Origin of the sequence: Paraburkholderia sp. EB58, from assembly GCF_050436665.1 — a bacterium.
In the GTDB taxonomy this organism is placed as follows: domain Bacteria; phylum Pseudomonadota; class Gammaproteobacteria; order Burkholderiales; family Burkholderiaceae; genus Paraburkholderia.
This window is the reverse complement of sequence record NZ_JBNDMQ010000068.1, coordinates 1-21,988: the sequence shown is the minus strand read 5'-3', so window position 1 is coordinate 21,988 and position 21,988 is coordinate 1. Positions and strand designations below refer to the sequence as shown.

Here is a 21,988-nt window from a genome sequence, read left to right as displayed (position 1 = left end):
ATGACCAATGGACAAGCACAGCGCGGTCGGAGTGCGACGATAAGCAGCGAACGTCACACCGGAGCTTCGTCGCTCTTGCGCCGCGTCGAAACCGTGTTCGACCAACGGGCGTTGGGTCGCGCCATGTTTGCGCTCGTCCCGCTGCTCTTGCTTGCACTCGTATCAGGCAGATCCGAGTGGCTCACCGCTGCAATCGTGCCGGTCGCGATGCTCATCGCGCACGACCACTCGCAGCTTGCGCCGCTCGGCGTCTTCACGCACGCTTTGGCCATCAGCGCGGGGTTCGTGATCCTGATGGCTTCGCTCGCGCACCCGCTGCTCTTTGTCGTAGTTACGGTCCTGCTGGGCATGGGATCCGTGCTGGTGACCGCGGGCGGCAGTGCTTTGCGCTCGCTCGGCAACTTCACGTTCATTCCCTCGCTGTATCTTGCCTGCGAAAGTGCGGAAGGCGTCACGCGGCAGGCGCTTATCACCCGGAGCGTTGAGATTCTGCCGTTCTTGTTGATAGCGGCGTTACCGATCCTGCTCGTTGCGTCAGTCGAGCACTTTCGCTCGCGTGAAACCGGCCAGCCGACGCTTGCGCATTTCACGAAGTGGACTCGCCTCTCGCCAAACAGCGAGCGCAATGCATATATCGAGCTGATGATCACCGTCGCGCTCGCGGTCGCTTGCGCTGCCGCACTTGTCGAGTGGCGGCACGTCGACCATGGTCAGTGGATGATCTGGTCGGCCGCCAGCGTCGTTACCGGAAATGCGGCGAGCGCCCGGCAGAAGTTTCTCAACCGGCTCACCGGGGCTGTCGTTGGCGTTTCCTTCGGGGTGGTCGTCGGGTTGCTGATTCCTCATGCCTCGTTTTTGCGCGTGCTCGATGTGTTCGCCGCTATGCTGACGCTCATTTGCGTTCGTCCGTACACGCTCGCGTTCGGCACCCGTTGCGCCTGTGCGGCGATGGCATTTGTGTTGGCGGGGCAACCTTGGATTTTTGGAGGCGAGCGGCTGCTGAACGTGGCGACCGGTAGCGCGATCGGTCTGCTGTGCGCGCTCACCGCATCCGCCATCGCGGCACGCACCCGCTGATCCCAACACATTGTAGAGATTGAACTGAACGGAGTACGTCATGCCTGAAACGCAACAGATCGTCGCCTGTGATGCTGATTTTCGCAAGATCATCGAATGGACCGCAGCGTGGTATGAACGAGCCGTTTTTGTCAATTTAATAAGCTATCCCTATTACCATGATCGCGAGGCGCAGCCTGCAACGACAGTAAACGCGGCGTCAGCTCCCGTGCGATTCAAAACTGGCGTGGTGTCGCGCGACAGCCGGTCATTTCCTGAAGCAGTTCGATCTTTTCCTGTGCAGCTTTTACGCGAACGGAATCGTGGCGAGCGGAACTATCCTGGTCGCTTTTGTGCGCCGCGATGTGGGCATGGGCCTGTTTACCTAGTCGGCTTACATTGAACAACCTACTGCTCCAAAGGAGTGCAAGGTAATGGATCAAGTCAGAGTGTTGACTGTCGAGGATGATCCCGTTTCGGCTGGGGAGATTGTCAACCGGCTTAGCGGCCATGGGCTCGCCGTAGATTGGGTCGACAATGGACCTGATGGCATGGTGCAAGCCATGTCGGGCGATTACGACGCGATCACGCTCGACCGCATGTTGCCAGGCATGGACGGGCTGTCCGTGCTCAGGGCGATTCGTGCCGTTGGTGTGCAGACCCCGGTGATCATGCTAAGTGCGTTGGGCGACGTCGATGCGAGAATTTGCGGGCTGCGCGCCGGTGGTGACGATTATTTAACAAAGCCCTTTGATCCTGACGAACTGATCGCGCGACTCGAAGCTATGCTCCGTCGCGGGACAAAAAGTAAAGACTTCCAGGAAACCAAGCTGAGAGTCGGTTCACTCGAGATTGATTTGTTGGCGCGCTCCGTGAAGAGGGAAGGACAGGAGATAGAACTTCAACCAACTGAGTACAGGGTACTTGAGTTCATGACGCGCCACGCTGGGCGCACGATCACACGCTCAATGCTCTTTGAGGCGATTTGGGGCTATCACTTCAATCCAGGTACAAATCTTATAAACGTCCACATAGCGCGTCTTCGAAAGAAAATCGAGCGGGACGGCGAGCCACCACTCATTCAAACTGTGAGGGGTTCCGGGTATGTGCTCGGCTAGGGGGTATGTGGACGAGACCACAAGCTTTGCTCAAGAGGTATATGGGCGTGGACACGCCCATCATAGCCCTCTCTCAATTTTCTGACTTGCACGATCGAGTCGAGACACTTCGCCACGGCGCAGACGCAACACTTTGCGATCCATTCGATATCGACGAACTATCCGCAACGATCGAAGCGCTCATTCGCCGACGAGTTCGCCATCCCCCTCACGACAGCTCGTTACAAGCCCCAGATATCGAGCTCCACCTTGCAAATCGGCTGGTCACACACGGTGGACGCGTCGTACAGCTTACGCACACACAGTTCCGCTTACTCGAATACATGATGAGGAACCAGAGGCGGATTCTCACGCGGATCGAAATACTCGAGGCGATTTAGGGCGAGTGGCCCCACGACGACCGCAATCCGGTCGATCAGCAAATATGCCTTTTGCGAAGAAAGATCGACATTCCAGGTAAAGCTTCGCGCATTCGCTGCGTTCGAAAGGTTGGGTACGAGTTCCACTAGCCCAGCACGGTTGCCGTGCACGTCCGACCGCAAACGTTGCCATTTTTTAACGTTAAGCGCCGTGGCGGGCAACGTGCCAAGTACCAAAATCAAATTAAACGAGCCACTGACTTGATCCCGTGTCCCCAGGTCCGCGTCCCGAATTCCACGTATTTCTGTTTGGAGTTACTCCGATGTTGAGAATAGTCCGGTTAGCCCTCATCCGGCCGTACACATTCATTGTACTTGCTCTGCTGATATTGATCTTTGGATCACTTGCTTCGGTTCGTACACCGATCGATATCTTTCCGAATATCGGAATCCCTGTTGTGAGCGTTGTTTGGAACTACGCAGGTCTTCAACCTGACGACATGTCAGGGCGAGTTGTGACGTATTACGAGCGAACGCTCGGCACGACCGTGAACGACATTGCTCACATCGAATCGCAATCGTTCCGCGGCTTCGGTATTGTCAAGATCTTCTTTCAACCGACCGTTGACATCCGTACTGCCACCGCGCAAGTAACGTCAATTTCCCAGACCGTGCTCAAGCAGATGCCTCCTGGGACGACTCCGCCTCAAATCCTTAACTACAGTGCGTCCACCGTTCCCGTTCTGCAACTCGCGATCACAAGCGACACACTCGATGAACAGAAGCTCGCTGACTACGCAACAAACTTCATTCGACCTCAATTGCTAAGCGTCCCAGGGGTGGCCATTCCGACGCCGTATGGCGGTAAGGTTCGCGAGGTACAAATCGACCTTGATCCTCAGGCTCTTCAGTCCAAGAAACTTTCGGCTCAAGACGTCGCCAATGCGCTCGCTGCGCAAAACCAGATCATTCCGGCTGGTACGCAGAAGATTGGTCGCTTCGAGTACAACATCAAGTTGAACAACAGTCCACTGGCTATCGATCAGCTGAACCGGTTGCCTATAAAAACAGTGAATGGGGCCGTCATTTACATGCGCGACGTTGCTCACGTTCGCGACGGTTATCCGCCACAAAGCAATATCGTTCGTGTCGACGGTCACCGCGCCGTTCTGCTGAGCATCCTGAAGAACGGGTCGGCCTCCACGCTTGACATCATTGCTGGCACAAAACAGCAGCTTGTTCGAGTCCGTCAAACTCTGCCACCGGGCCTGAAACTTGTGGCTCTGGGCGATCAGTCCGTCTTCGTCAAGGGCGCAGTGAGCGGCGTCGCGCGTGAGGGCATCATTGCTGCGGTTCTCACCTCGCTGATGATCCTGCTTTTTCTCGGAAGTTGGCAGTCTACGATCGTTATCGCATCTTCCATTCCCCTTGCCGTGCTCGCAGCGATTGCGGCGCTCTCTGCGGTGGGTGAGACGCTGAATGTTATGACGCTCGGTGGGCTTGCACTAGCAGTCGGTATTCTGGTTGACGATGCCACGGTGACGATCGAAAACATCAATTGGCACCTTGAGCAAGGCAAAGACGTCCGCACGGCAATCATGGACGGCGCCGCGCAGATCGTTACCCCTGCGTTCGTGTCCCTCATGTGTATCTGTATCGTGTTCGTGCCGATGCTTCTGCTGCATGGGGTTGCACGATTCCTGTTCGTCCCGATGGCTGAGGCGGTAATTTTCGCCATGGTCTCGTCGTTTATCCTTTCACGGACCTTTGTCCCCATGATGGCGCAGTACCTGCTTCGCCCGCACAAGCATGTTGGCCAAGCCTCCGGGGAGTCCGATGGTGCCCATGAACATCGACCCGCTTCGCGCAATCCTCTTGTCCGATTCCAGCAGGGCTTTGAAAAACGCTTCGAAGGTATCCGGGCGGTCTACAGGATTGCCTTGGGTTTGGCGCTGACGAATCGCCGAATCTTTGTAGTTGCCTTCCTGGGCACCGTGGCGGTCTCCTTTTTCCTGTCTCCGTGGCTGGGCAAAAACTTCTTCCCGAATATCGACGCCGGCGAAATTGCAATCCACGTCCGCGCACCTATCGGGACCCGGATCGAGGACACGGCCGCATTGTTCGATTCTGTCGAGAACACGGTGCGTTCAACTATCCCGCCGAACCAGCTGTCAAACATCATCGACAATATGGGGTTGCCCATCAGCGGCATTAACCTGACCTATAACAACAGCGGGACGATTGGCCCGCAGGATGGTGACATTCTTGTTTCCCTCAGCAAGGAACATGGTCCGACCGCAGACTACGTGCAGAAACTGCGCACGATGCTGCCGAAAAAATATCCGGGGGTCACGTTCGCATTCTTGCCGGCGGATATCGTCAGTCAGATTCTGAACTTCGGTGCACCGGCCCCAATCGATGTCCAGGTGACCGGACCTGATCTCAAGGCCAATCAGCAATACGCACAGGAGCTCTATCGTCGACTTCGCACCATCCCTGGAATCGCCGATACGCGAATCCAGCAAGCATCAACGTACCCGCAATTTACCGTGGCCGTGGATCGTTCGCGAGCGGATGAGCTGGGTATCACCGAAAGCGACGTAACCAACTCCGTAGTTGCGAGTCTCTCAGGCACGAGCCAGGTTGCTCCGACATATTGGCTTGACACGGCTAACGGCGTGTCATATCCGATTGTTGCCCAAACGCCGCAATACCGGATGACCACTCTGTCCGACCTCAAAAATCTCCCGATTACCGGCGGCCACGGCCCCGCACAGATTTTGGGAGGCATTGCAAGCATTACTCGCGGAGTGGGTGATGCAGTCGTCTCGCACTACAACATCGAACCGCTGTACGACATATTTGCAACCACACAAGGTCGTGATTTGGGCGGGGTGTCTTCCGACATTAACAAGGCTCTTGCGCAGACGTCGAAGGATGTACCGAAGGGTTCGGTTGTAACCGTTCGTGGTCAGGTTGAAACCATGAACAGCGCGTTCACAGGGTTGATGCTCGGTCTGGTTGGCGCGATTTTGCTGATCTACCTCCTCGTCGTCGTCAACTTCCACTCCTGGGGGGACGCCTTTGTGATCATCTCAGCGCTCCCGGCCGCTCTCGCAGGAATCGTCTGGATGCTCTTTATAACCCATACACCATTGTCAGTCCCTGCATTGACTGGGGCGATTCTTTGTATGGGTGTCGCCACCGCAAACAGCATTCTGGTGGTGACCTTTGCACGCGAGCGACTTGCCGTCACTGGCAATCCGCTGGTGTCTGCGCTGGAGGCCGGCGTCACACGTTTCCGCCCGGTCCTGATGACCGCGCTCGCCATGATTATTGGCATGGCTCCGATGGCTCTCGGTATGGGCGATGGCGGTGAACAGAATGCACCGTTAGGCCGCGCCGTTATCGGTGGTCTGATCTGCGCAACTTTCGCCACGCTTCTCTTTGTCCCGGTCGTCTTCAGCCTGATTCACCGCCGCGACAAGGCCACACCAGTCAATCAAGTTATCGAACATGGAGAATCTCATGTCCAATGAATCTGAAGTGAAGTCGCCCAAGACACTCCGCCACATCAAGCTCGTGGCCTCCGTTGCTGCTCTCGCGCTCGCAGGTATCGTCGCACTCGGCATTTCGAGTCGAGTACACGCGAAGCAGAAGTTGACAAGCTGGACAAACGAGCAGGCCATACCGACAGTTGTGACGGTCTCTCCGAAGCCTATTGGAAGCAGCCAGCCGCTCGTCCTGCCTGGCACCTTGGCGGCGGAAGTAAATGCGCCAATATATGCGCGCGTTCCTGGTTACCTCCACGCGTGGTATGCAGATATAGGTACCCATGTGAAGGCCGGGCAGTTGCTGGGGGAAATCGACACTCCTGACCTCGACCAGCAACTGCAGCAAGCGCGTGGAGACTTGCAGAACTCAATCGCGAACCAAAAGCTTGCTGCCGTGACAGCGCAGCGCTGGACCCGAATGCTTGGACAGGGCTCTGTTTCTCAACAAGATACCGATGAGAAGACCAGCGACCTCACAGCGAAGCAGGCTATCGTCGACGCAAATCAGGCAAATGTGCGTCGCCTCGAGGCTCTGGAGTCGTTCAAAAAACTGGTTGCGCCCTTCGACGGAATTGTTACGGCAAGAAATACAGATGTTGGCCAACTTATCAACGTTGGGAGTGGCTCGAACCAGGCATTGTTCACCGTTTCAGATGCCCACAAGTTGCGCGTGTATGTGAGTGCACCTCAGGTAGATGCCGCAGCGATACAGTCTGGCTTGGCCGCAACCATCACTGTTCCGGAAAGGCCCGGAATGACATTCAAGGCCAAGATGGTCGACACGTCCAACGCCATCACGCCCTCGTCTGGCACGCTTCTCGTCCAGTTGACGGTTGATAACAGCGCTGGTTTGCTGTTCCCTGGCGAATACACCGCGGTTCACCTCGCGCTGCCAGGCGACACCAATACGGTTACGATCCCGGCTAGCTCACTCATCTTCAGGCAGGACGGTCTTCAGGTGGCCGTAGTCGGCAAGGATGATCGCGCTCAATTGCGATCTGTAACAATTTCCACTGACCTTGGGTCCACTGTCCAGATCTCATCGGGCCTCCGCCCTGACGACAAGGTAATCAACAATCCCCCGGACTCGCTTGTTCAAGGAGACCTGGTCAGACTCGCCACTATCCCAAGGGCGCGGGAGTCGAGCCATGGATAAGAAACTTTGTGCGCTCGCAGTAGCCTCTGCGTTCACTCTCGCTGCATGCTCGTTCGCTCCAACCTATAAGGTTCCTCCGACTGCTGTTCCGACTCAGTTTAAAGAAGCCGGGCAATGGATGCAGGCAAAACCGGCAGACGGGATTCCTCGAGATGGGTGGTGGCAAGTTTATCGGGATCCGGAGCTTGACAAGTTGGAGAAAGGACTCGTAGCCTCAAACCCTGACCTTGAGGCGGCCCTCGCACGGCACGATGAAGCGACTGCGTTGCTGCAGGAGGCACGTTCGAATCTTTACCCCACCATTGGTGCCGACGCGAACATCTCCCGCGAGCGACAATCCGCGCTTCGACCGCTTCGCGGTCCTGGGCAACCTAACGTCTACGACTCAGCTACTTTGGATGTCGGACTGAGTTACGACCTCGACCTTTGGGGGAAACTCCGTAATGAAGTCAAGGCCGGGAAGGATGCAGAGGAAGCCAGCGAAGCAGACGTTGCGTCACTTAGACTCAGTCTGGAGGCCAACTTGGCGTCAGCCTATTTCAACCTCCTTGGCCTCGATCTCCAATCACAAATCCTGTCTGAGACCATTGCAACTTACCAAAAGGCACTGGATCTGACCGTTAGTCGCCACAACGGCGAAATAGCGTCGGACCTCGATGTCTCCCGTGCGCAAACACAACTCGATTCAGCCAAGGCGCAGGCGTCGGACATTACAGCGCGTCGTGCCTTATTCGAGCATGCCATCGCTTCGCTGATCGGAGTGCCAGCCTCAAACTTCAATCTGGGCCCTACGTATGAGATATCTTATTTGCCCAACGTTCCCATTGGCGTCCCGGCCTCCCTACTCCAGCGTAGGCCCGACATCGCGGCGGCGGAACGTAGAATGGCGCAGGCAAACGCAGCGATCGGCGTTGCGAAAGCCGCATACTTCCCGGACGTCTCACTCGGCCTCGACGGGGGGTACCAGAGCGACACACTCTCGCCATGGATCGCAGCGCCAAACGAAATCTGGGCGATCGGGCCGACACTAGTGATGACACTGTTCGACGGCGGTCGTCGAACCGCGATCGTCCATCGGGCACAGGCCAAGCTTGTCGAGAATGGCGCCAAATACAAGGCAACCGTGCTCACTGCGTTCCAGCAGGTCGAGGATAACCTCGCTCTCTTGCACTACCTCGGGTCTGAAGCCGTTAGCGAAGACCGCGCGCTGGATGAATCAAGACGTACGCTCGATCTGTCCATGTCTCGCTACAAAGACGGGGTTGTCAGCTACCTCGACGTTGTGACGGCTCAAACGACAGAGCTAAGCACACAGCTTACGGATACACAATTGCAGACTCGGCGACTCGACGCAAGCGTTCGCTTGATCGACGCTTTGGGCGGCGGATGGACCGACGACCAAGGTAATGCGAAGGCAACCGACACCAAAACTCAAGTCGTCGCCGGACACTGACGTAGGAGTTGGCCGGACTCCTACGCCCACCTCGGGTATGCACAGGACAATAGGCCGATAGCCTGCTCCCAGCAGGGATCGGCCTATTCAGAAGTGGTTGCGGTTCTGATGTGACTGTGGAACAGGGATCGACTACCACATCGTCCGGTTCCGGATACCGCGTGGTTGCAGAAGTCAACCACAGCGTAATTTCCGTCGTGGCGAACTCTCCCGGGCGACCGCTAACAGGCGCGCTGGCGCACATTTTAATCTTTGGTGTTAGCGCGCACCGGTGCGATTGCGCACTCCCGGGGCGTAGACCAGCTTTCGTGCTTGGACCACACGATCAACGCCCACCACTAATCATCTTGTGGAAATCGCTTACTAGCGCAAGTACAGAAAGAAAACGGCCGCCCTCGACATGCGGTGTGCAAAAATTCCTTGGTCAGAGACTCACCGGTGAAGTCTCCCCGATCCTAAACGCCGCGGCTGGATTCGCGATTCGCGACGGAGAGGAACCGATCCAGTTTGACCATCTCGAGCGGGTAACCAGCATTGCTATGCAATGACTCACGCCCATGGCCAGATGCACCTCTTCCGCTCTACGAGGAAGCGTTCGGAAGCTGGCTTGGGCGGATCGCCAGCCGGTCCGCATCTCGTTGAAAGCGGATCTGGCTCACAGCAGATATCGACTCAGGCGACGAACACGGGACAACGCTCGAGCGACTCCCGGCAACGGTTGTGCGGCGCGCACGTAACATGGACAAGCTGCTCGTACTGGTCAGCGAGTGTCGGTGGCACCTTAAAATGCCCTCGTATAGGCCATATTTGCGGAATTAGTGCACCCAGGTGCAAAATTAGCGAACCTCAACAGCTTCGTTGTGAAGCGCAATAGATAAAGGCAGCGCGAGAGACGGTCTCATCCAGCGAGCCCTGCACCGGTGCAACGCTGCGACCGTCTCCCGCGCCGCAGGTACAACTAGCGCAGCCACGTAGTGGCCAGCTCTATCACTTCATTGCCCTTCGCGTTGAGCACGGCCCGCAGCATATACAGGCTGAAGCCCTTCGCATGGGCCCACTCAATCTTGGGCGGCAAGGCAATTTCGTGCCTGGCGACGACGACGTCCACCAGCACTGGCCACGGCCGCGAAAGCGCGTGCGCGAGTGCGCCTTCCAGCTCTTCCGAGTCCTCCACGCGTACCGCCTCGATGCCTGCTCCGCGTGCGATCGCGGCGTAGTCGGTCGAAGCAAGCTGCGTATCGTCGTCGAGATAGCCACCGGCCTTCATCTCCATCGATACGAAGCCGAGCGAACTGTTGTTGAAGACGACGACGGTCAGCGGCAACGCCTCCTGGCGCGCCGTGAGCAGATCGCCCATCAGCATCGAAAGGCCGCCATCGCCGCAAAGCGCTACCACCTGACGATCCGGTGCAGCCGCCTGGGCACCCAGCGCCTGCGGCAAAGCATTCGCCATCGAACCATGGTTGAAGGACCCCAGCAGCCTGCGTTTGCCGTTCATGCGCAGATAGCGCGCGGCCCACAGGGTCGGCGTGCCGACGTCGACGCTAAAGACCGCATCCTCTTCCGCCAGATCGCTTACGAGCTTCGTGAGATATTGCGGATGGATCGGGTTGCCCGGTGGCGACGGCCTCGCGAATGCGTCGAGACCGGCCCGCGCTTCGGCATAGTGCTTGCGCGCCGCTTCGAGAAAGCGCCGGTCCGACTTGCGCTCGAGGCGGCCCTGGAGCGCGGCCAGCGTGGCCTTGACGTCACCCACGAGCCCTAGCTCGAGGGACACGCGGCGGCCGAGCGCGGCGCCGTCGCGGTCGATCTGGACAACCTTCGCTTCGGTGGGATAGAAGTTCCGGTACGGGAAGTCAGTGCCGAGCATGACGAGCGTATCGCACGCCTTCATCGCGTGATAGCCGGAACTGAAGCCGATCAACCCGGTCATGCCCACATCGAACGGATTGTCCCACTCCACGTGTTCCTTGCCGCGCAAGGCGTGAACGATCGGCGCGCCCAGGGCGTCGGCCAGTGCCACCACTTCGTCGTGCGCGCCTTCGCAGCCGCTGCCGCACAGCAGCGTGACGGCCTCGGAGCGATTGAGCAGTTGCGCCAGCCTGTCGAGCTGCCCCGCTTCGGGAACCGTTACCGAAGCGTCGAACGAGAGCACGCCGGGTTTGTCGTCGGGCGCGCTTTCAAGTGCCACGTCGCCCGGGAGCACGATAACCGCCACGCCGCGCGATTCCAGCGCCGTGCGGATGGCGCGGTCTAGCACGCGCGGAAACTGCTGCGGATTGGTCACCAGTTCGATGAAGTGACTGCATTCGCGAAAGAGTTCCTGCGGATGCGTCTCCTGAAAGTAGCCAAGCCCGATTTCGGAGGTAGGAATATGCGCGGCAATGGCCAGCACGGGCACGTGGTTGCGCTGGCAATCGAACAACCCGTTGATGAGGTGCAGATTGCCCGGTCCGCAGCTTCCCGCACACACGGCGAGCTTCCCGGTCACCGCCGCCTCGGCGCCCGCGGCAAAGGCTGCCGACTCTTCGTGGCGCGTATGGGCCCACTCGATCTTGCCGAGCCGCCGCAAACTGTCCGATAGTCCGTTGAGGCTGTCGCCCGTCACACCCCAGATGCGCTCGACACCCGCGGCAGCAAGCGCGTTCGTGAGGTAATCGGCAATGGTTTGTCGTGTCATGATCGTAGTCCTGCGATTAGATCAGATGAAGGGCTTTGGCCTCGTCTGCGAGCGTCGCGCGGAAATCGGGGTGCGCGAGCCCGATCAGTGCCCGTGCCCGCTCCGTCGACGACAACCCCTTGAGATTCGCGACGCCGTACTCGGTCACGACGATGTGCGTGTCCGTGCGCGGCGTGGTCACCGGCCCCGAGAGCTTCGGCACGATCTTCGAAAGCGCGCCGCCCTTCGCCGTGGAATGAAACGCGATGATCGACTTGCCGCCTGCCGACCCGTAGGCACCGCGAACGAAGTCGAGCTGGCCGCCTGTCGCGCTGTACTGATGCCCGTTCACATGCTCGGAATTGCAGGCGCCGGTCAGGTCCATCTCCACGGTCGAATTCACCGAGATCATCTTCGGGTTCTGCGAGATGATCGCCGGATTGTTCACATAGTCCACCGGGTAGCTCTCGATGGAGGGGTTGTCGTTCATGAAGTCGTACATCGCCTGATCGCCCATGGCGAAGGTAAAGACCGACTTGCCGCGATTCACGGCCTTGTTGCGGTTCGTCACCACGCCGCGCCGGATCAGGTCCACGAGCCCTGGCGTCAGCAGTTCGGTATGCACGCCCAGGTCGCGGTGGCCATACAGCGCGCCGCACACGGCATTGGGCAGCGCGCCAATACCCATCTGCAGGCAGGCGCCGTCGGGAATGAGGTTTGAGATCAGATCCGCGATCACATGATCCTTTTCGCTCGCCGGCTTCGGCAGCAGTTGCGGCAGCGGATGATCCGATTCGACAATGGCGTCGACCTCGGAAATGTGCAGCAACGAATCGCCGAACACGCGCGGCATGTTCGGATTGACCTCGACCACAAGCCGGCGCGCGGAGCGCGCAACGGCGCTCGTGTAATCGTTGTTGGTACCGAACGTGAAATAGCCGTTGCTATCCATGGGCGACACCATCACCAGCATCGTATCGACCGGAATATGGTCGCTGAAAAGACGCGGTGACTGGCTGAAGGTGTTCGGCACGAAGAATACGACCTTGCGGTCGCCGTCTTCGGCGCCCTGGCGGATCAGCTTGCGCTCAGGCTCGCCGAGGAACATGCAGTGCGGCTGGATGCGCCCCATCAGTTCGTATTGCAGCAGCGTCTTGCTGAGAAACGATTCCGCGTGGAAGTAATAGACCTTCAGCGCATCGACATCGCCCGCACTCGCACGCGCCGCCAGCGCGGCCAGCAGCGAAGGCGGCTGGGACATCGCCATGCCAAGCGCCACAGTCGACTCGCTTGCAATCGACGACACCACTTCCTTAGGTGTACGAATTTTTGAGGAATAGACGGATTCGTTATTCATAGCCATGCTCCTTAGTAGTTGGCTTCCGCTTCCGGCGAATGTCCACGCCGGTAGATCAGCATCGTGCGCTCGAACGACATCACCAGCTTCCCGTCCTGATTGATACCACGCGTGAGAACCGTCACGATGCCTTGCGTGGGACGGCTTTTCGATTCGCGCTTTTCCAGCACCGTCGATTCCGCATAAAGCGTGTCGCCCGCAAAGACCGGATGCGTCGCGCGCACGTTGTTCCAGCCGAGATTGGCCACCACCTTGGCGCTCACGGTGCGAACGCTCATGCCCGTCAACAGCGCGAGCGTGAAGGTGCTGTCCACCAGCATCTTCTTCCACTCGGTGTGGCTCGCATAGGCCTGGTCGAAGTGCACCTGCTGCGTGTTCATGGTGAGCAGGGTCGTCCAGATGTTGTCGACGTCCGTGATCGTCCGGCCCGGGCGATGCTCGTAGGTGTTTCCGATCTCGAAGTCTTCGTAGTAAAGGCCGGAGACCTCGCGAAAGCGGTTCTCCGCGATCTTGCGGTAGGCAGCGATGGATTCGCTCATGACATACTCCTGGTTGAAATTGAAAAAAGCGGCGAACGCTCAGGCACGCGACAGAACACGCCGCGCCTCGCGGGCGATCGCCTCGTCGACCATGCGGCCGTCGACGACCGCCGCACCTTCTCGCGCGGCCCCGATCACGCGGTGCGCCCAGTCGATCTTTGTGGCGTCCGGCGTCATGGCCGCGTTGATGGGTCCGATGTGGGAAGGATGGATGGCCGCCTTGCCGTCGAACCCGTTCGCGGCGGCAAACCCGATTTCGTGCTCGAGTACGGCGCTATTGCCGATTTCGAAGCATGGCGCGTCGATGGCACGTATCCCGCTCGCCACGCACGCGGCCGAAATCTGCACGCGTGCGACAGAAAGCGCGAACGACGCAGGCTGCACGCCGACGTCCCCGGCATAGTCCCCCGCGCCGAACATGACCGCCGCGACACGCGAGGCCGTGGCAAGCACCTCCGGCAGCACCACGACACCCTGGCGCGATTCCACCAGCGGCACCACGCGTGCGTCGCTCGCGACCTCGCGCAGCAGCGCTTCGACCTGCAGGACCGTTTGCGCGGCCTCCACCTTGGGGATCACGATGAAAGCCGGTTGAAATTTCGCGTCGAGCAACGCGGCCAGGTCATCCAGACCGTTGCGCGAGTTCGGCGTATTGATGCGCACCGCGAGCGCGGCGGTAGAACTGAACGGCTGGCTGAGCAGGTTGCCCAGCTGGCGGCGGGCGATGGTCTTTTCTTCGGGACGCACGGCGTCCTCCAGATCCACGATCAGCACATCGGCCCCCGCCGGGCCGGCTTTGCCGAAACGCTCGGGGCGCGTCGCAGGAGTGAACAGCCAGGACCGGGTTTTCGTCTCGACGTCGCGAGCATTCATTGCTTCACCTCCAGAAGTTCGATTGCCAACGGGGTTCATTCTCTGTCCCCATCGGCTCCTGAACAATCGTTGATTGGTGAAGGCAGACTCAACCCGAACCGAATCCGGCGCTTCCCGAGCTTCTTCTCAGCCGGAGGCGGCGCCGAGGCGCGCGAGATGTTCGACGAGCCGCCGGGTGGAAGAAGGCAGCCGATCGAGGTCGTTTACGCAGATCAGGATCTTGCGCACGGCCCACGCGTCGGTGATGCGCAGCAGACGCACCCGCATCGAGCGCTGAAACCGCCGCGCCGCCGACTCAGGGAGTACCGCGACACCCACGCCGTTTTCGACCAGACGGCAGATCGACTCGAAGTTGCCAAGCTGGATGCGGTGCCGCAAGGTGCGATGCAGCCGCTTCGCGTGACTTTCCAGGAACACCTGGATCGACGAGCCGCGTTCGTGGCCTACAAAATCGATTTCGAGGAGGTCGGCAAAGGCGACCTCCTGGCGCTGCGCAAACCGCTCGTCGACCGCCGGCACGACCGCACACAGGCGGTCGGTGGCAAAGGGAAACGTCGTGAGCGCCACGCCCTCGGGCGGCGAAGCGATGATGCCGATATCGGCCGCCCCTTCCGCGATGGCCGCGATGATCTCATCGCTCGGACGCTGCTCGATCTCGATGTTGATGTTGGGGTTGTCGCAGAGAAAGCGGCTAAGCGGGCCAGGCAGCGTCTCGACAAGCGCATTCGTGTTCGAGAGGATGCGGATGGTCCCCCGCATGCCTTGGGAGAACTGCGCGAGGTCGTCCGTCATGCGCTGTAGCGCACCGAGGGTGGTCCGCGCGTGGCGCAGGAAGGTCTGCCCCGCCTCCGTGACGCGCACGCCGTGCGGCCGACGCTCCAGCAGCGGCACGCCTACCGCCTCCTCCATCTGCCGGATACGCGCACTGACCGCCGCGAGCGAAAGGTTGACGCGGGCTGCGCCGTGCGTGAGGCTACCAGCTTCGGCGACGGCAACGAAGGTTTGAAGGTCGACAAGGCCAAAATGCATCGGATAGCACACCATGAAGTGAGTCTGGACTCGAATGGACGGGCCACAAGGCTCGCCTGCGAGCAGCATACCTGGCTCAATGAACGCATGTCCATTGTGTGCCACGTGGCTCGACGTGACACGCAGATAGCCCTTCCCTCCCGTCAACCACTCTTCTCTGTTGCTCAATTGACCGTAGCTTACAAGCGGCCCGGCGAGGAGCGTGCGGCCCACGCCGCGGAAGCGCCCTCAGGCGGCGACGCCCCCCGAGCCCGTCAGCACTTCGAGCAAGCGGTCCCGAAACGGATTCAATACCGGTGTGTTGCGCAATACGCATACGCGCAGGTCGCGGCGAGCCCAGGCTTCCGCGAGTTTGAGTACAACGACGTTGATGCCTGAATCGCTCTCGATGGCCGAGAGCGCGACGATGCCAATTCCGGCACCCGATGCAACCAGTTTGACGATCGCACCATAGCTCGACACCTGCACGCGCACGTCCAGGCGCCCGCCCAGCGCGCTCGCGTGATTCATCAGGAACGTGTGAAGCGCCGCACCCGACTGGAGGCTGATGAACGGGCGCTCCAGGCACTCCCCGAAGCCGATCTCTCCCCGCGCGGCTATATCGCTGTCGAGCGCGGCGACCACGACGAGTTCGTCCTCGCGATACCGATGAAAATCCAGTTCGGGATGGTTGGCCTCCAGCGCCACCACGCCGAGGTCGGCGCGACCCGAAGCCACGGCCGCCACGATGTCGTGGCTCAGGCGCTCCTCCAGCGAAATCCGCACGTTCGGATAGCGCGAGAAAAAGCAGGCGAGATCGTCGGGCAGATGCGAGCTGATCGCATTGTTGTTAGCGAACAGCGTCACGTGCCCCACCAGACCACTCGAAAACGGCAACAGATCCGCGTTCATCTGCTCCAGTTGCGCGATGCAGCGCCGGGCGTGCTCCATCACGATGCGCCCGGCCGGCGTCGGCATCACGCCGCGCGCGAGCCGCACCAGCAAGGGTGCGCCCACCACGTCTTCCAGACCCTTGATTCTCAGGCTCACCGACGAAGGCGCAAGGTGGCAGCGGTCCGCGCCGCGCGTGACGCTGCCTTCCTCGGCAACCGCCAGGAAAACTTCCAGATCCGTCAGTTCATAGCGCATCACCACCTCCGCAGGAACGCCGATTCTGCCGCGAGCATTCGGTTTTGACAAACGCTTCGTTTGAATTATCTCGATGTATCTATTCGCGCCGAACCGCAATACTCACTGCGACCAGCCAAAAATTGCGGAGACGATCCATGAATCGCCAGACTTCAACTGAACACCCGCTGCCGCTTGCCGGGGTCACGGTCGTGGCCATCGAACAGGCGCTCGCCGCCCCCCTTTGCACGTGCCGTCTTGCCGAAATGGGCGCACGCGTCATCAAGATCGAGCGCCCCGAGGGCGATTTCGCCCGCGGCTACGACGCGGCCGCGAACGGCAACTCTTCCTATTTCCTCTGGACCAACCGCGGCAAGGAGTCGGTCGTGCTCGACTTCAAGCTGGCCGACGACGCCGCGCTGCTGCGTCGCCTCATTGCCGAGGCCGACATCTTCGTGCAGAACCTCGCACCCGGCGCGCTCTTGCGAGCAGGCTTCGATAGCGCGACCCTCCGCGAGCAGCATCCGCAGCTCATCACCTGCGACATCACCGGTTACGGAACGGGCAGCGAGACGAGCAAGCTCAAGGCTTACGACTTTCTCGTGCAATGCGAAAGCGGCCTCGTGAGCGTTAGCGGCGCGCCCGATGCGCCGGGCCGTATCGGCATTTCGATCTGCGACATCGGCGCCGGCATGAACGCCACGATCGCCGTGCTCTCCGCGCTCACGCTGCGCGATCGCACAGGCCAAGGCTCGGGCGTTTCGGTCTCGCTCTTCGACGGTGCCGCCGACTGGATGACCGTGCCCTACCTCCACGAGCGCTACGGCAAGGGCGCACCCGCGCCGCAAGGCCTCAAGCACCCGTCGATCGCACCCTACGGGGCCTATCGCACGAGCGAGGGACGTGACATCGTGATCAGCATCCAGAACGACCGTGAATGGGGCAACTTCTGCGAGGTGTTCCTCGGCAATCGCGAGATCGCCAGCGACGCGCGCTTCGCCACCAACAACGCGCGCGTGCAAAACCGCAAAGCGCTGGATGCGCTGATCGGCGACGCATTCCGTACGAAGGCACTCAATGAAGCACTCTCTCTGCTCGGCGACGCCAACATCGCCTACGCCCAGTTGCGCCAGGTCGCCGACATGACCACGCACCCTGCGCTGCGCACGTGGCCGATGGCCGCCGACGACGCGGAGTTGCAGATGATCGCACCGCCCGTGCGCGCCCCCTGGGACGCGCAGCGCTTCAAACCCGCTCCGAAGCTTGGCGAACACACCGCGCGCATTCGCGAGGAGTTCGCGGCCGAAACCGAGGAGGCAGGCGCATGAGTCAGGCCGACATTACCAAGCTGCGCGAATGGGTGGGCAAGACCATCGTGGACGAAGACGTGCTCGATGTCCGCCACGCCCGCCTGATGGCCGCCACGATCGGTCGCGGTGCCGAGGACCTCGTCACAGGCGCACCGCTGCCACCGCTGTGGCATTGGCTCTATTTTCTTGAGGGCCTGCCGCCCGAGCGCCTCGGCCGCGACGGCCATCCGCAACGCGGCGGTTTTCTGCCCCCAGTGCCGCTACCGAACCGGATGTGGGCCGGCGGCCGCGTCCGCTTTCTCGACGCATTGCCCCTTGGTGCCACGGTCGAAAAACGCTCGACGATCCTCGCGGTCGAGCACAAGCAGGGTCGCTCGGGCGAACTCGTCTTCGTCACGGTGCAGCACGAAATCGCACGCGGCGGAAAAGTCGCCGTTTCGGAAGAGCACGACATCGTCTACAAGGGAGTGTCGCCGGGCGGCCCGGTGCGCCAGAAAGTCCGGCGCGCACCGGGCGAGCATCGCGAGACCTTCGTCGCAACTTCCACGACGCTCTTTCGCTATTCCGCGCTCACCTTCAACGGGCACCGCATCCACTACGATCAGGACTACTGTCGAGAGGTGGAGGGCTACCCTGACCTGGTCATCCATGGCCCGCTGAATGCGACGCTGCTGGCTGGCCTTGCGCAGAGCATTGCCGGCAAGCCGCTGGCGACGTTCGATTATCGCGGCGTTCAGCCCGCCATTCTCGGCAATGCCCTGACACTGAACGGCGTGCGCGAGGGCGAACGTCTCGAACTCTGGACCGCGCTACCCGACGAGCGCGTGTCGATGCAGGCAAACGCCACGTTCTGACGTGGTTCCCTCGCAGTTCACCTTTTCATAAAAACATCAAGGAGACAGGCATGACAGGCAGAGCCACCATGACACCGGCGGTCCCCGGCGCGGTGTCGGGCGAAGCGGTTGAAACGCGCACGTCCGCGCGTCGTATCGAGCGGCGCGCGGCGCTTGCGGGCGTGATCGGTACAACGATCGAGTGGTACGACTTCTTCATCTACGGCACCGCAGCGGCACTCGTCTTCCCGAAGCTGTTCTTTGCGCACGGATCATCGGCAGGACTCCTCGCTTCGTTTGCGACGATCTTCGTCGGGTTCCTATCGCGCCCGCTGGGCGCCGCGCTATTCGGGCACATGGGCGACCGCGTCGGCCGCAAGTCGACGCTGATCGCCACGCTGCTCCTGATGGGCATCGCCACGTTCCTGGTTGGCTGTCTGCCCGCCGGCGGTGCGATCGGCGCGCCCGCGGCATGGCTCCTCGTCGCGCTTCGCTTCCTGCAGGGCATCGGCGTCGGTGGCGAATGGGGTGGCGCCGTGCTGCTTACCATGGAATCGCATCACGGCGAGCGGCGCGGCTTCATGGCCAGCCTGCCCCACATCGGCGTGCCGCTCGGTCTCGTGGTGTCGGTTCTCGTCTGGAGCGGCTGCGCGCGCGCCACGGGCGACCATCTGCTCGACTTCGGCTGGCGAATTCCGTTCTGGATCAGCGGCGTATTGCTCGTGATCGGACTCGTGATCCGTTTCGGCGTGCCCGAAACGCGCGAATTCCTCGAAGCGAATCGCGCCGTTGCCAGCCGCGTCGGGCGGAGGGAGACGCCTCTCGCAGAAGCCTTGCGTACCCAGTGGCGCGCCATTCTGCTCTGCGCGCTCATTCGCCCTGGCGAACAGGCGGCGTTCTATATGCTCACGACTTTCGTCGTCCTGTACGGGTCGCAGGAGTTGGGGCTTGGGCGCGAGTTCGTCCTCAACGCGGTTCTCATCGCCGCGATCGTGGCATGCTTCGCTCTGCCTTTCTTCGGCTATGTTTCCGACCGCATCGGCAGGCGCCGGACCTTCCTTTCCGCCTGCGTCTGCATGACCTTGTTCGCGTTTCCGTATTTCGCCATGCTCGATACACGAACACATGCAGTCGTGGTCATCGCCATGGTGGTGCTGATGATCATCCACGCTGCCATCTACGGCAGCGAGGCGGCCTACATTGCCGAATGCTTCCCGCCGCATATCCGGTATACCGGCGCGTCGCTCGGCTATCAGGGCGCTTCGATCATTGCCGGCGGACCCGCCCCGCTGATCTCGCTGTGGCTCTATCAGACCTTTCATAGCGGCTACGCCGTGGCTGCGTTCCTCACGGCCATGTCGTTCGTGAGCGCCTGCGCTTCGTTCTTCCTCGGACGTCCCAATCGCCCCGCACGTCGAGCTTGAAGCCGGAGCACGACTTGGGCAACCGCATCGAGCCGACGCAGCTCCAGGTGGTTAAGAGCAATGCAAACTCGCGGGCATAGTGAACTTGGCTAAATTTCACGAAAAATTCCGCTACCCGGGAAAAGTCAGTTTCCGGGGTAGACATAAATTTCCAACACCTCTCGCCCCTATACCTCAAAACTATAACTACCAATTTTGAAAAGTATGCGCGTTTCCGTTCACAAGCATTCGCGTCTCCGCTTCTTACATTTTATTAGCAATTAAGTGCACCAGGTAAAACAGTTTGACCTTCGCTAACCTGGCCGCTTCATGTTGCCGGGGTACAGGATGAAGTGGACGAGGTGGGTCGTTGAACTGAGCGAAGCCGAGGAGGTGCCGTTGCAGCAGTTGTCGATCAATCACAGGCATCGGGACACGCGCACGCGGGCCGCCGGCGTGTTGATGCTGGGGCGCGGACTCAAACGCAGGACGATCGCCGCACAGCTCGATGTGAGCGGACAGACGGTCTACAACTGGTTCCACGCGTGGCGCGACAGCGGCGTGTTTCGGCCTGATGGGCGGCCATAACGGCGGCCGTGCCCCGGCGCTGTCCGACGGGATGGTCGCCACAGCACTTGAAGTGGCGCGGACCGAGCCCTTGACCGTTGCACAGATTGCCCAGATTGCCCAGATTGCCCAGATTGCCCAGATTGCCCAGATTGCCCAGATTGCCCAGCGAGTATAGGACGTTCATGTTGAGCCGCTGCCATGCCGCATCGAAACGTTCGGCGAAGCCCTCAAGCGCGCTGGCTTCACGTTCAAGCGCAACCGCTACACGCTTAAAAAAAGCGCAACGAAGAGGAATTCGTGATGAAGCAGGCCAAGTGATTTTCTATGCCGACGCTCGACAAGCTTCGGGTAGCCGCACGCGACGGCCAGTGCCGCCTGTTCTATCTCGACGAGGCGGGCTTTTGCGCATCACCGCCCGTTCAGCGCAGCTGGTCACCACGCGGCTTGCCTTACTGCCGGACATAAGAACCAGGTGCTTACTCCAGACCATTCGAGATTGATCGAGGTATGGAGACCACCGGGTTGCCATCGGTGAAGATGTGATGCCAGTTTAAGGAGAGAGCTGCAAAGATTCAATCATGCCGTGTAGAGATTCGCTAGCGCCACGCTAACAATCGTTTCCAAAAACTTGACCAATTGGGACGACGTGCCATTGAAACAGCCCCGCGATGGCAGGTCACCCCCCTGCACGCTGCAAGTGACGCTTGAGACAATGCAATCCTGCGACGAGCCAGAGCCTCTGGCTTCTTTAACTAACCTGCCCCGCGGCTTCCAGGATTAGCCGGGTGATCTCGTCGGGATGAGAGATCAACGAGAGATGGCTTGCTTTTACCTCGATGGTCGTAGCGCCCATGCGCTTCGCCATGAAACGTTCGAGGTCGGGGTTAATTGTCCTGTCTTCCGTCGAAACAGCGTAGAAACTCGGCTTTGACCGCCAGGCAGCATGTGTGGTCTTGCCGGTTAGCAGCGCCTTGTGAAACGGCTCTTGCACTGCATAGAGGACCTTCGCCTTCGCTTCCGGTAGATCGCCCGCAAAATCGCGAAGGAACGCGGCCTCGCTCAGACGACCTTCATCGCCGTCAAAAACAATCCCCGCGGACGCCGGCGGCGCAGGAAATTTCTTGGCCAGCTCCGAGTAATCCTCGCCCGCGTCAGGCGCCCGAGCTGCCACATAGACAAGTGCAGAAACATTTGGGTGCACACCAGCCTCCGTCACGATCATCCCGGAGAAGGAATGCCCGACCAATACGGTCGGGCCGTCCTGACGCGCCAGCACGCGTTGGGCCGAAGCAACCGCGTCGGTCAACGTCGTCAGAGGGTTCTGGACAGACGTGGTATTGAGTCCTGCTGCTTGCAGTCGCGCGATCACTTCTGACCAGGACGACCCATCGGCGAACAACCCGTGCACAAGGACGACGTTCCGCGCTTTCGTCGGCGCGGGAGTTGCCGCCATACCGAGAGTAGAAACGAGTGTAGCGGCGGCTCCGGCTATCAGTGCAGCCGAGAAACTACGTCTGTTCATCGTCATAATCTGATTCTCCTTCCTTAGAGGTTCGATTCGGGTCGACACAAAGCGGTTCTAGTTCATGCTACGTCAGTTACCATCGGGCAG

General features: G+C 60.2%; 18 protein-coding genes and 1 pseudogene. 12 read left to right on the top strand and 7 right to left on the bottom strand.

Features of this window, described 5'->3' with window-relative positions; translation table 11 throughout:
- The 7 genes and pseudogenes from P3T40_RS43645 to P3T40_RS43615 form a co-directional block, all read left to right on the top strand.
- The coding region (locus P3T40_RS43645) for an FUSC family protein (protein ID WP_429273873.1) at positions 1-1,077 on the top strand (1,077 nt) is incomplete at its 5' end.
- 40 nt (positions 1,078-1,117) lie between these two features.
- Complete coding sequence (locus P3T40_RS43640) at positions 1,118-1,459, top strand: hypothetical protein (protein ID WP_429273872.1); 342 nt, start codon at positions 1,118-1,120, stop codon at positions 1,457-1,459.
- Between the two features lie 31 nt (positions 1,460-1,490).
- The gene (locus tag P3T40_RS43635) at positions 1,491-2,174 is read left to right on the top strand and encodes a response regulator transcription factor (RefSeq protein ID WP_429273871.1); all 684 of its coding nucleotides are present in this window, start codon (positions 1,491-1,493) and stop codon (positions 2,172-2,174) included.
- A gap of 5 nt (positions 2,175-2,179) precedes the next feature.
- Positions 2,180-2,683, top strand: a pseudogene (locus tag P3T40_RS43630) (response regulator transcription factor).
- Positions 2,684-2,856: 173 nt separating this feature from the next.
- Positions 2,857-6,072 carry an efflux RND transporter permease subunit gene (locus tag P3T40_RS43625; RefSeq protein ID WP_429273870.1) on the top strand — a complete coding sequence of 1,072 codons (3,216 nt, stop codon included), beginning with the start codon at positions 2,857-2,859 and terminating at the stop codon, positions 6,070-6,072.
- Positions 6,062-7,243, top strand: a complete 1,182-nt coding sequence (locus tag P3T40_RS43620; RefSeq protein WP_429273869.1) for an efflux RND transporter periplasmic adaptor subunit — start codon at positions 6,062-6,064, stop codon at positions 7,241-7,243. Before P3T40_RS43625 ends, P3T40_RS43620 begins: the two co-directional genes overlap by 11 nt.
- Positions 7,236-8,696: an efflux transporter outer membrane subunit gene (locus P3T40_RS43615; protein ID WP_429273868.1), complete on the top strand. Its 1,461-nt coding sequence runs from the start codon at positions 7,236-7,238 to the stop codon at positions 8,694-8,696. The genes P3T40_RS43620 and P3T40_RS43615 overlap by 8 nt, the downstream gene beginning before the upstream one ends.
- A 958-nt stretch (positions 8,697-9,654) precedes the next feature.
- Here P3T40_RS43615 and poxB read toward each other — a convergent pair.
- The 6 genes from poxB to P3T40_RS43585 form a co-directional block, all read right to left on the bottom strand.
- Positions 9,655-11,376, bottom strand: coding sequence for a ubiquinone-dependent pyruvate dehydrogenase (gene poxB / locus P3T40_RS43610; protein WP_429273867.1), 1,722 nt, complete (start codon positions 11,374-11,376; stop codon positions 9,655-9,657).
- Positions 11,377-11,392: 16 nt separating this feature from the next.
- Entirely contained in the window at positions 11,393-12,718 is a 1,326-nt protein-coding gene (locus tag P3T40_RS43605) for an acetyl-CoA hydrolase/transferase family protein (RefSeq protein WP_429273866.1), read from the bottom strand.
- Between the two features lie 5 nt (positions 12,719-12,723).
- Complete coding sequence (gene ripB / locus P3T40_RS43600) at positions 12,724-13,251, bottom strand: (R)-specific enoyl-CoA hydratase RipB/Ich (RefSeq protein ID WP_266225319.1); 528 nt, start codon at positions 13,249-13,251, stop codon at positions 12,724-12,726.
- Positions 13,252-13,290: 39 nt separating this feature from the next.
- Entirely contained in the window at positions 13,291-14,124 is an 834-nt protein-coding gene (locus P3T40_RS43595) for an aldolase/citrate lyase family protein (RefSeq protein ID WP_429273865.1), read from the bottom strand.
- A gap of 126 nt (positions 14,125-14,250) precedes the next feature.
- Positions 14,251-15,321: a LysR family transcriptional regulator gene (locus P3T40_RS43590; protein WP_429273864.1), complete on the bottom strand. Its 1,071-nt coding sequence runs from the start codon at positions 15,319-15,321 to the stop codon at positions 14,251-14,253.
- 60 nt (positions 15,322-15,381) lie between these two features.
- Entirely contained in the window at positions 15,382-16,281 is a 900-nt protein-coding gene (locus tag P3T40_RS43585) for a LysR family transcriptional regulator (RefSeq protein WP_429273863.1), read from the bottom strand.
- A gap of 137 nt (positions 16,282-16,418) precedes the next feature.
- Between P3T40_RS43585 and P3T40_RS43580 the strand changes: the two genes are divergently transcribed.
- The 5 genes from P3T40_RS43580 (at position 16,419) to P3T40_RS43560 (ending at position 20,551) form a co-directional block, all read left to right on the top strand.
- Positions 16,419-17,588: a CaiB/BaiF CoA transferase family protein gene (locus P3T40_RS43580; protein ID WP_429273862.1), complete on the top strand. Its 1,170-nt coding sequence runs from the start codon at positions 16,419-16,421 to the stop codon at positions 17,586-17,588.
- Positions 17,585-18,424: an FAS1-like dehydratase domain-containing protein gene (locus P3T40_RS43575; RefSeq protein ID WP_429273861.1), complete on the top strand. Its 840-nt coding sequence runs from the start codon at positions 17,585-17,587 to the stop codon at positions 18,422-18,424. The genes P3T40_RS43580 and P3T40_RS43575 overlap by 4 nt, the downstream gene beginning before the upstream one ends.
- A 50-nt stretch (positions 18,425-18,474) precedes the next feature.
- Positions 18,475-19,827, top strand: coding sequence for an MFS transporter (locus P3T40_RS43570; RefSeq protein ID WP_429273860.1), 1,353 nt, complete (start codon positions 18,475-18,477; stop codon positions 19,825-19,827).
- A 327-nt stretch (positions 19,828-20,154) separates the two neighbouring features.
- Positions 20,155-20,394: a helix-turn-helix domain-containing protein gene (locus P3T40_RS43565; RefSeq protein ID WP_429273859.1), complete on the top strand. Its 240-nt coding sequence runs from the start codon at positions 20,155-20,157 to the stop codon at positions 20,392-20,394.
- Between the two features lie 31 nt (positions 20,395-20,425).
- On the top strand, positions 20,426-20,551 hold the full coding sequence (locus P3T40_RS43560; protein ID WP_429273858.1) for a hypothetical protein: 126 nt from the start codon (positions 20,426-20,428) through the stop codon (positions 20,549-20,551).
- A gap of 573 nt (positions 20,552-21,124) precedes the next feature.
- On the opposite strand, the gene P3T40_RS43555 is transcribed toward P3T40_RS43560, so the two are convergent.
- On the bottom strand, positions 21,125-21,904 hold the full coding sequence (locus P3T40_RS43555; protein WP_429273857.1) for an alpha/beta fold hydrolase: 780 nt from the start codon (positions 21,902-21,904) through the stop codon (positions 21,125-21,127).
- Positions 21,905-21,988 lie beyond the last annotated feature (84 nt).

Coding starts and splice junctions, on each gene's coding strand:
- P3T40_RS43605 (WP_429273866.1), bottom strand. CDS start 12,718: ATGGCTATGAATAACGAATCCGTCTATTCCTCAAAAATTCGTACACCT.
- P3T40_RS43565 (WP_429273859.1), top strand. CDS start 20,155: ATGAAGTGGACGAGGTGGGTCGTTGAACTGAGCGAAGCCGAGGAGGTG.
- P3T40_RS43620 (WP_429273869.1), top strand. CDS start 6,062: ATGTCCAATGAATCTGAAGTGAAGTCGCCCAAGACACTCCGCCACATC.
- P3T40_RS43625 (WP_429273870.1), top strand. CDS start 2,857: ATGTTGAGAATAGTCCGGTTAGCCCTCATCCGGCCGTACACATTCATT.
- P3T40_RS43580 (WP_429273862.1), top strand. CDS start 16,419: ATGAATCGCCAGACTTCAACTGAACACCCGCTGCCGCTTGCCGGGGTC.
- P3T40_RS43570 (WP_429273860.1), top strand. CDS start 18,475: ATGACAGGCAGAGCCACCATGACACCGGCGGTCCCCGGCGCGGTGTCG.
- P3T40_RS43555 (WP_429273857.1), bottom strand. CDS start 21,904: ATGACGATGAACAGACGTAGTTTCTCGGCTGCACTGATAGCCGGAGCC.
- P3T40_RS43575 (WP_429273861.1), top strand. CDS start 17,585: ATGAGTCAGGCCGACATTACCAAGCTGCGCGAATGGGTGGGCAAGACC.
- P3T40_RS43560 (WP_429273858.1), top strand. CDS start 20,426: ATGGTCGCCACAGCACTTGAAGTGGCGCGGACCGAGCCCTTGACCGTT.
- P3T40_RS43615 (WP_429273868.1), top strand. CDS start 7,236: ATGGATAAGAAACTTTGTGCGCTCGCAGTAGCCTCTGCGTTCACTCTC.
- ripB (WP_266225319.1), bottom strand. CDS start 13,251: ATGAGCGAATCCATCGCTGCCTACCGCAAGATCGCGGAGAACCGCTTT.
- P3T40_RS43635 (WP_429273871.1), top strand. CDS start 1,491: ATGGATCAAGTCAGAGTGTTGACTGTCGAGGATGATCCCGTTTCGGCT.
- P3T40_RS43595 (WP_429273865.1), bottom strand. CDS start 14,124: ATGAATGCTCGCGACGTCGAGACGAAAACCCGGTCCTGGCTGTTCACT.
- P3T40_RS43640 (WP_429273872.1), top strand. CDS start 1,118: ATGCCTGAAACGCAACAGATCGTCGCCTGTGATGCTGATTTTCGCAAG.
- P3T40_RS43585 (WP_429273863.1), bottom strand. CDS start 16,281: ATGCGCTATGAACTGACGGATCTGGAAGTTTTCCTGGCGGTTGCCGAG.
- poxB (WP_429273867.1), bottom strand. CDS start 11,376: ATGACACGACAAACCATTGCCGATTACCTCACGAACGCGCTTGCTGCC.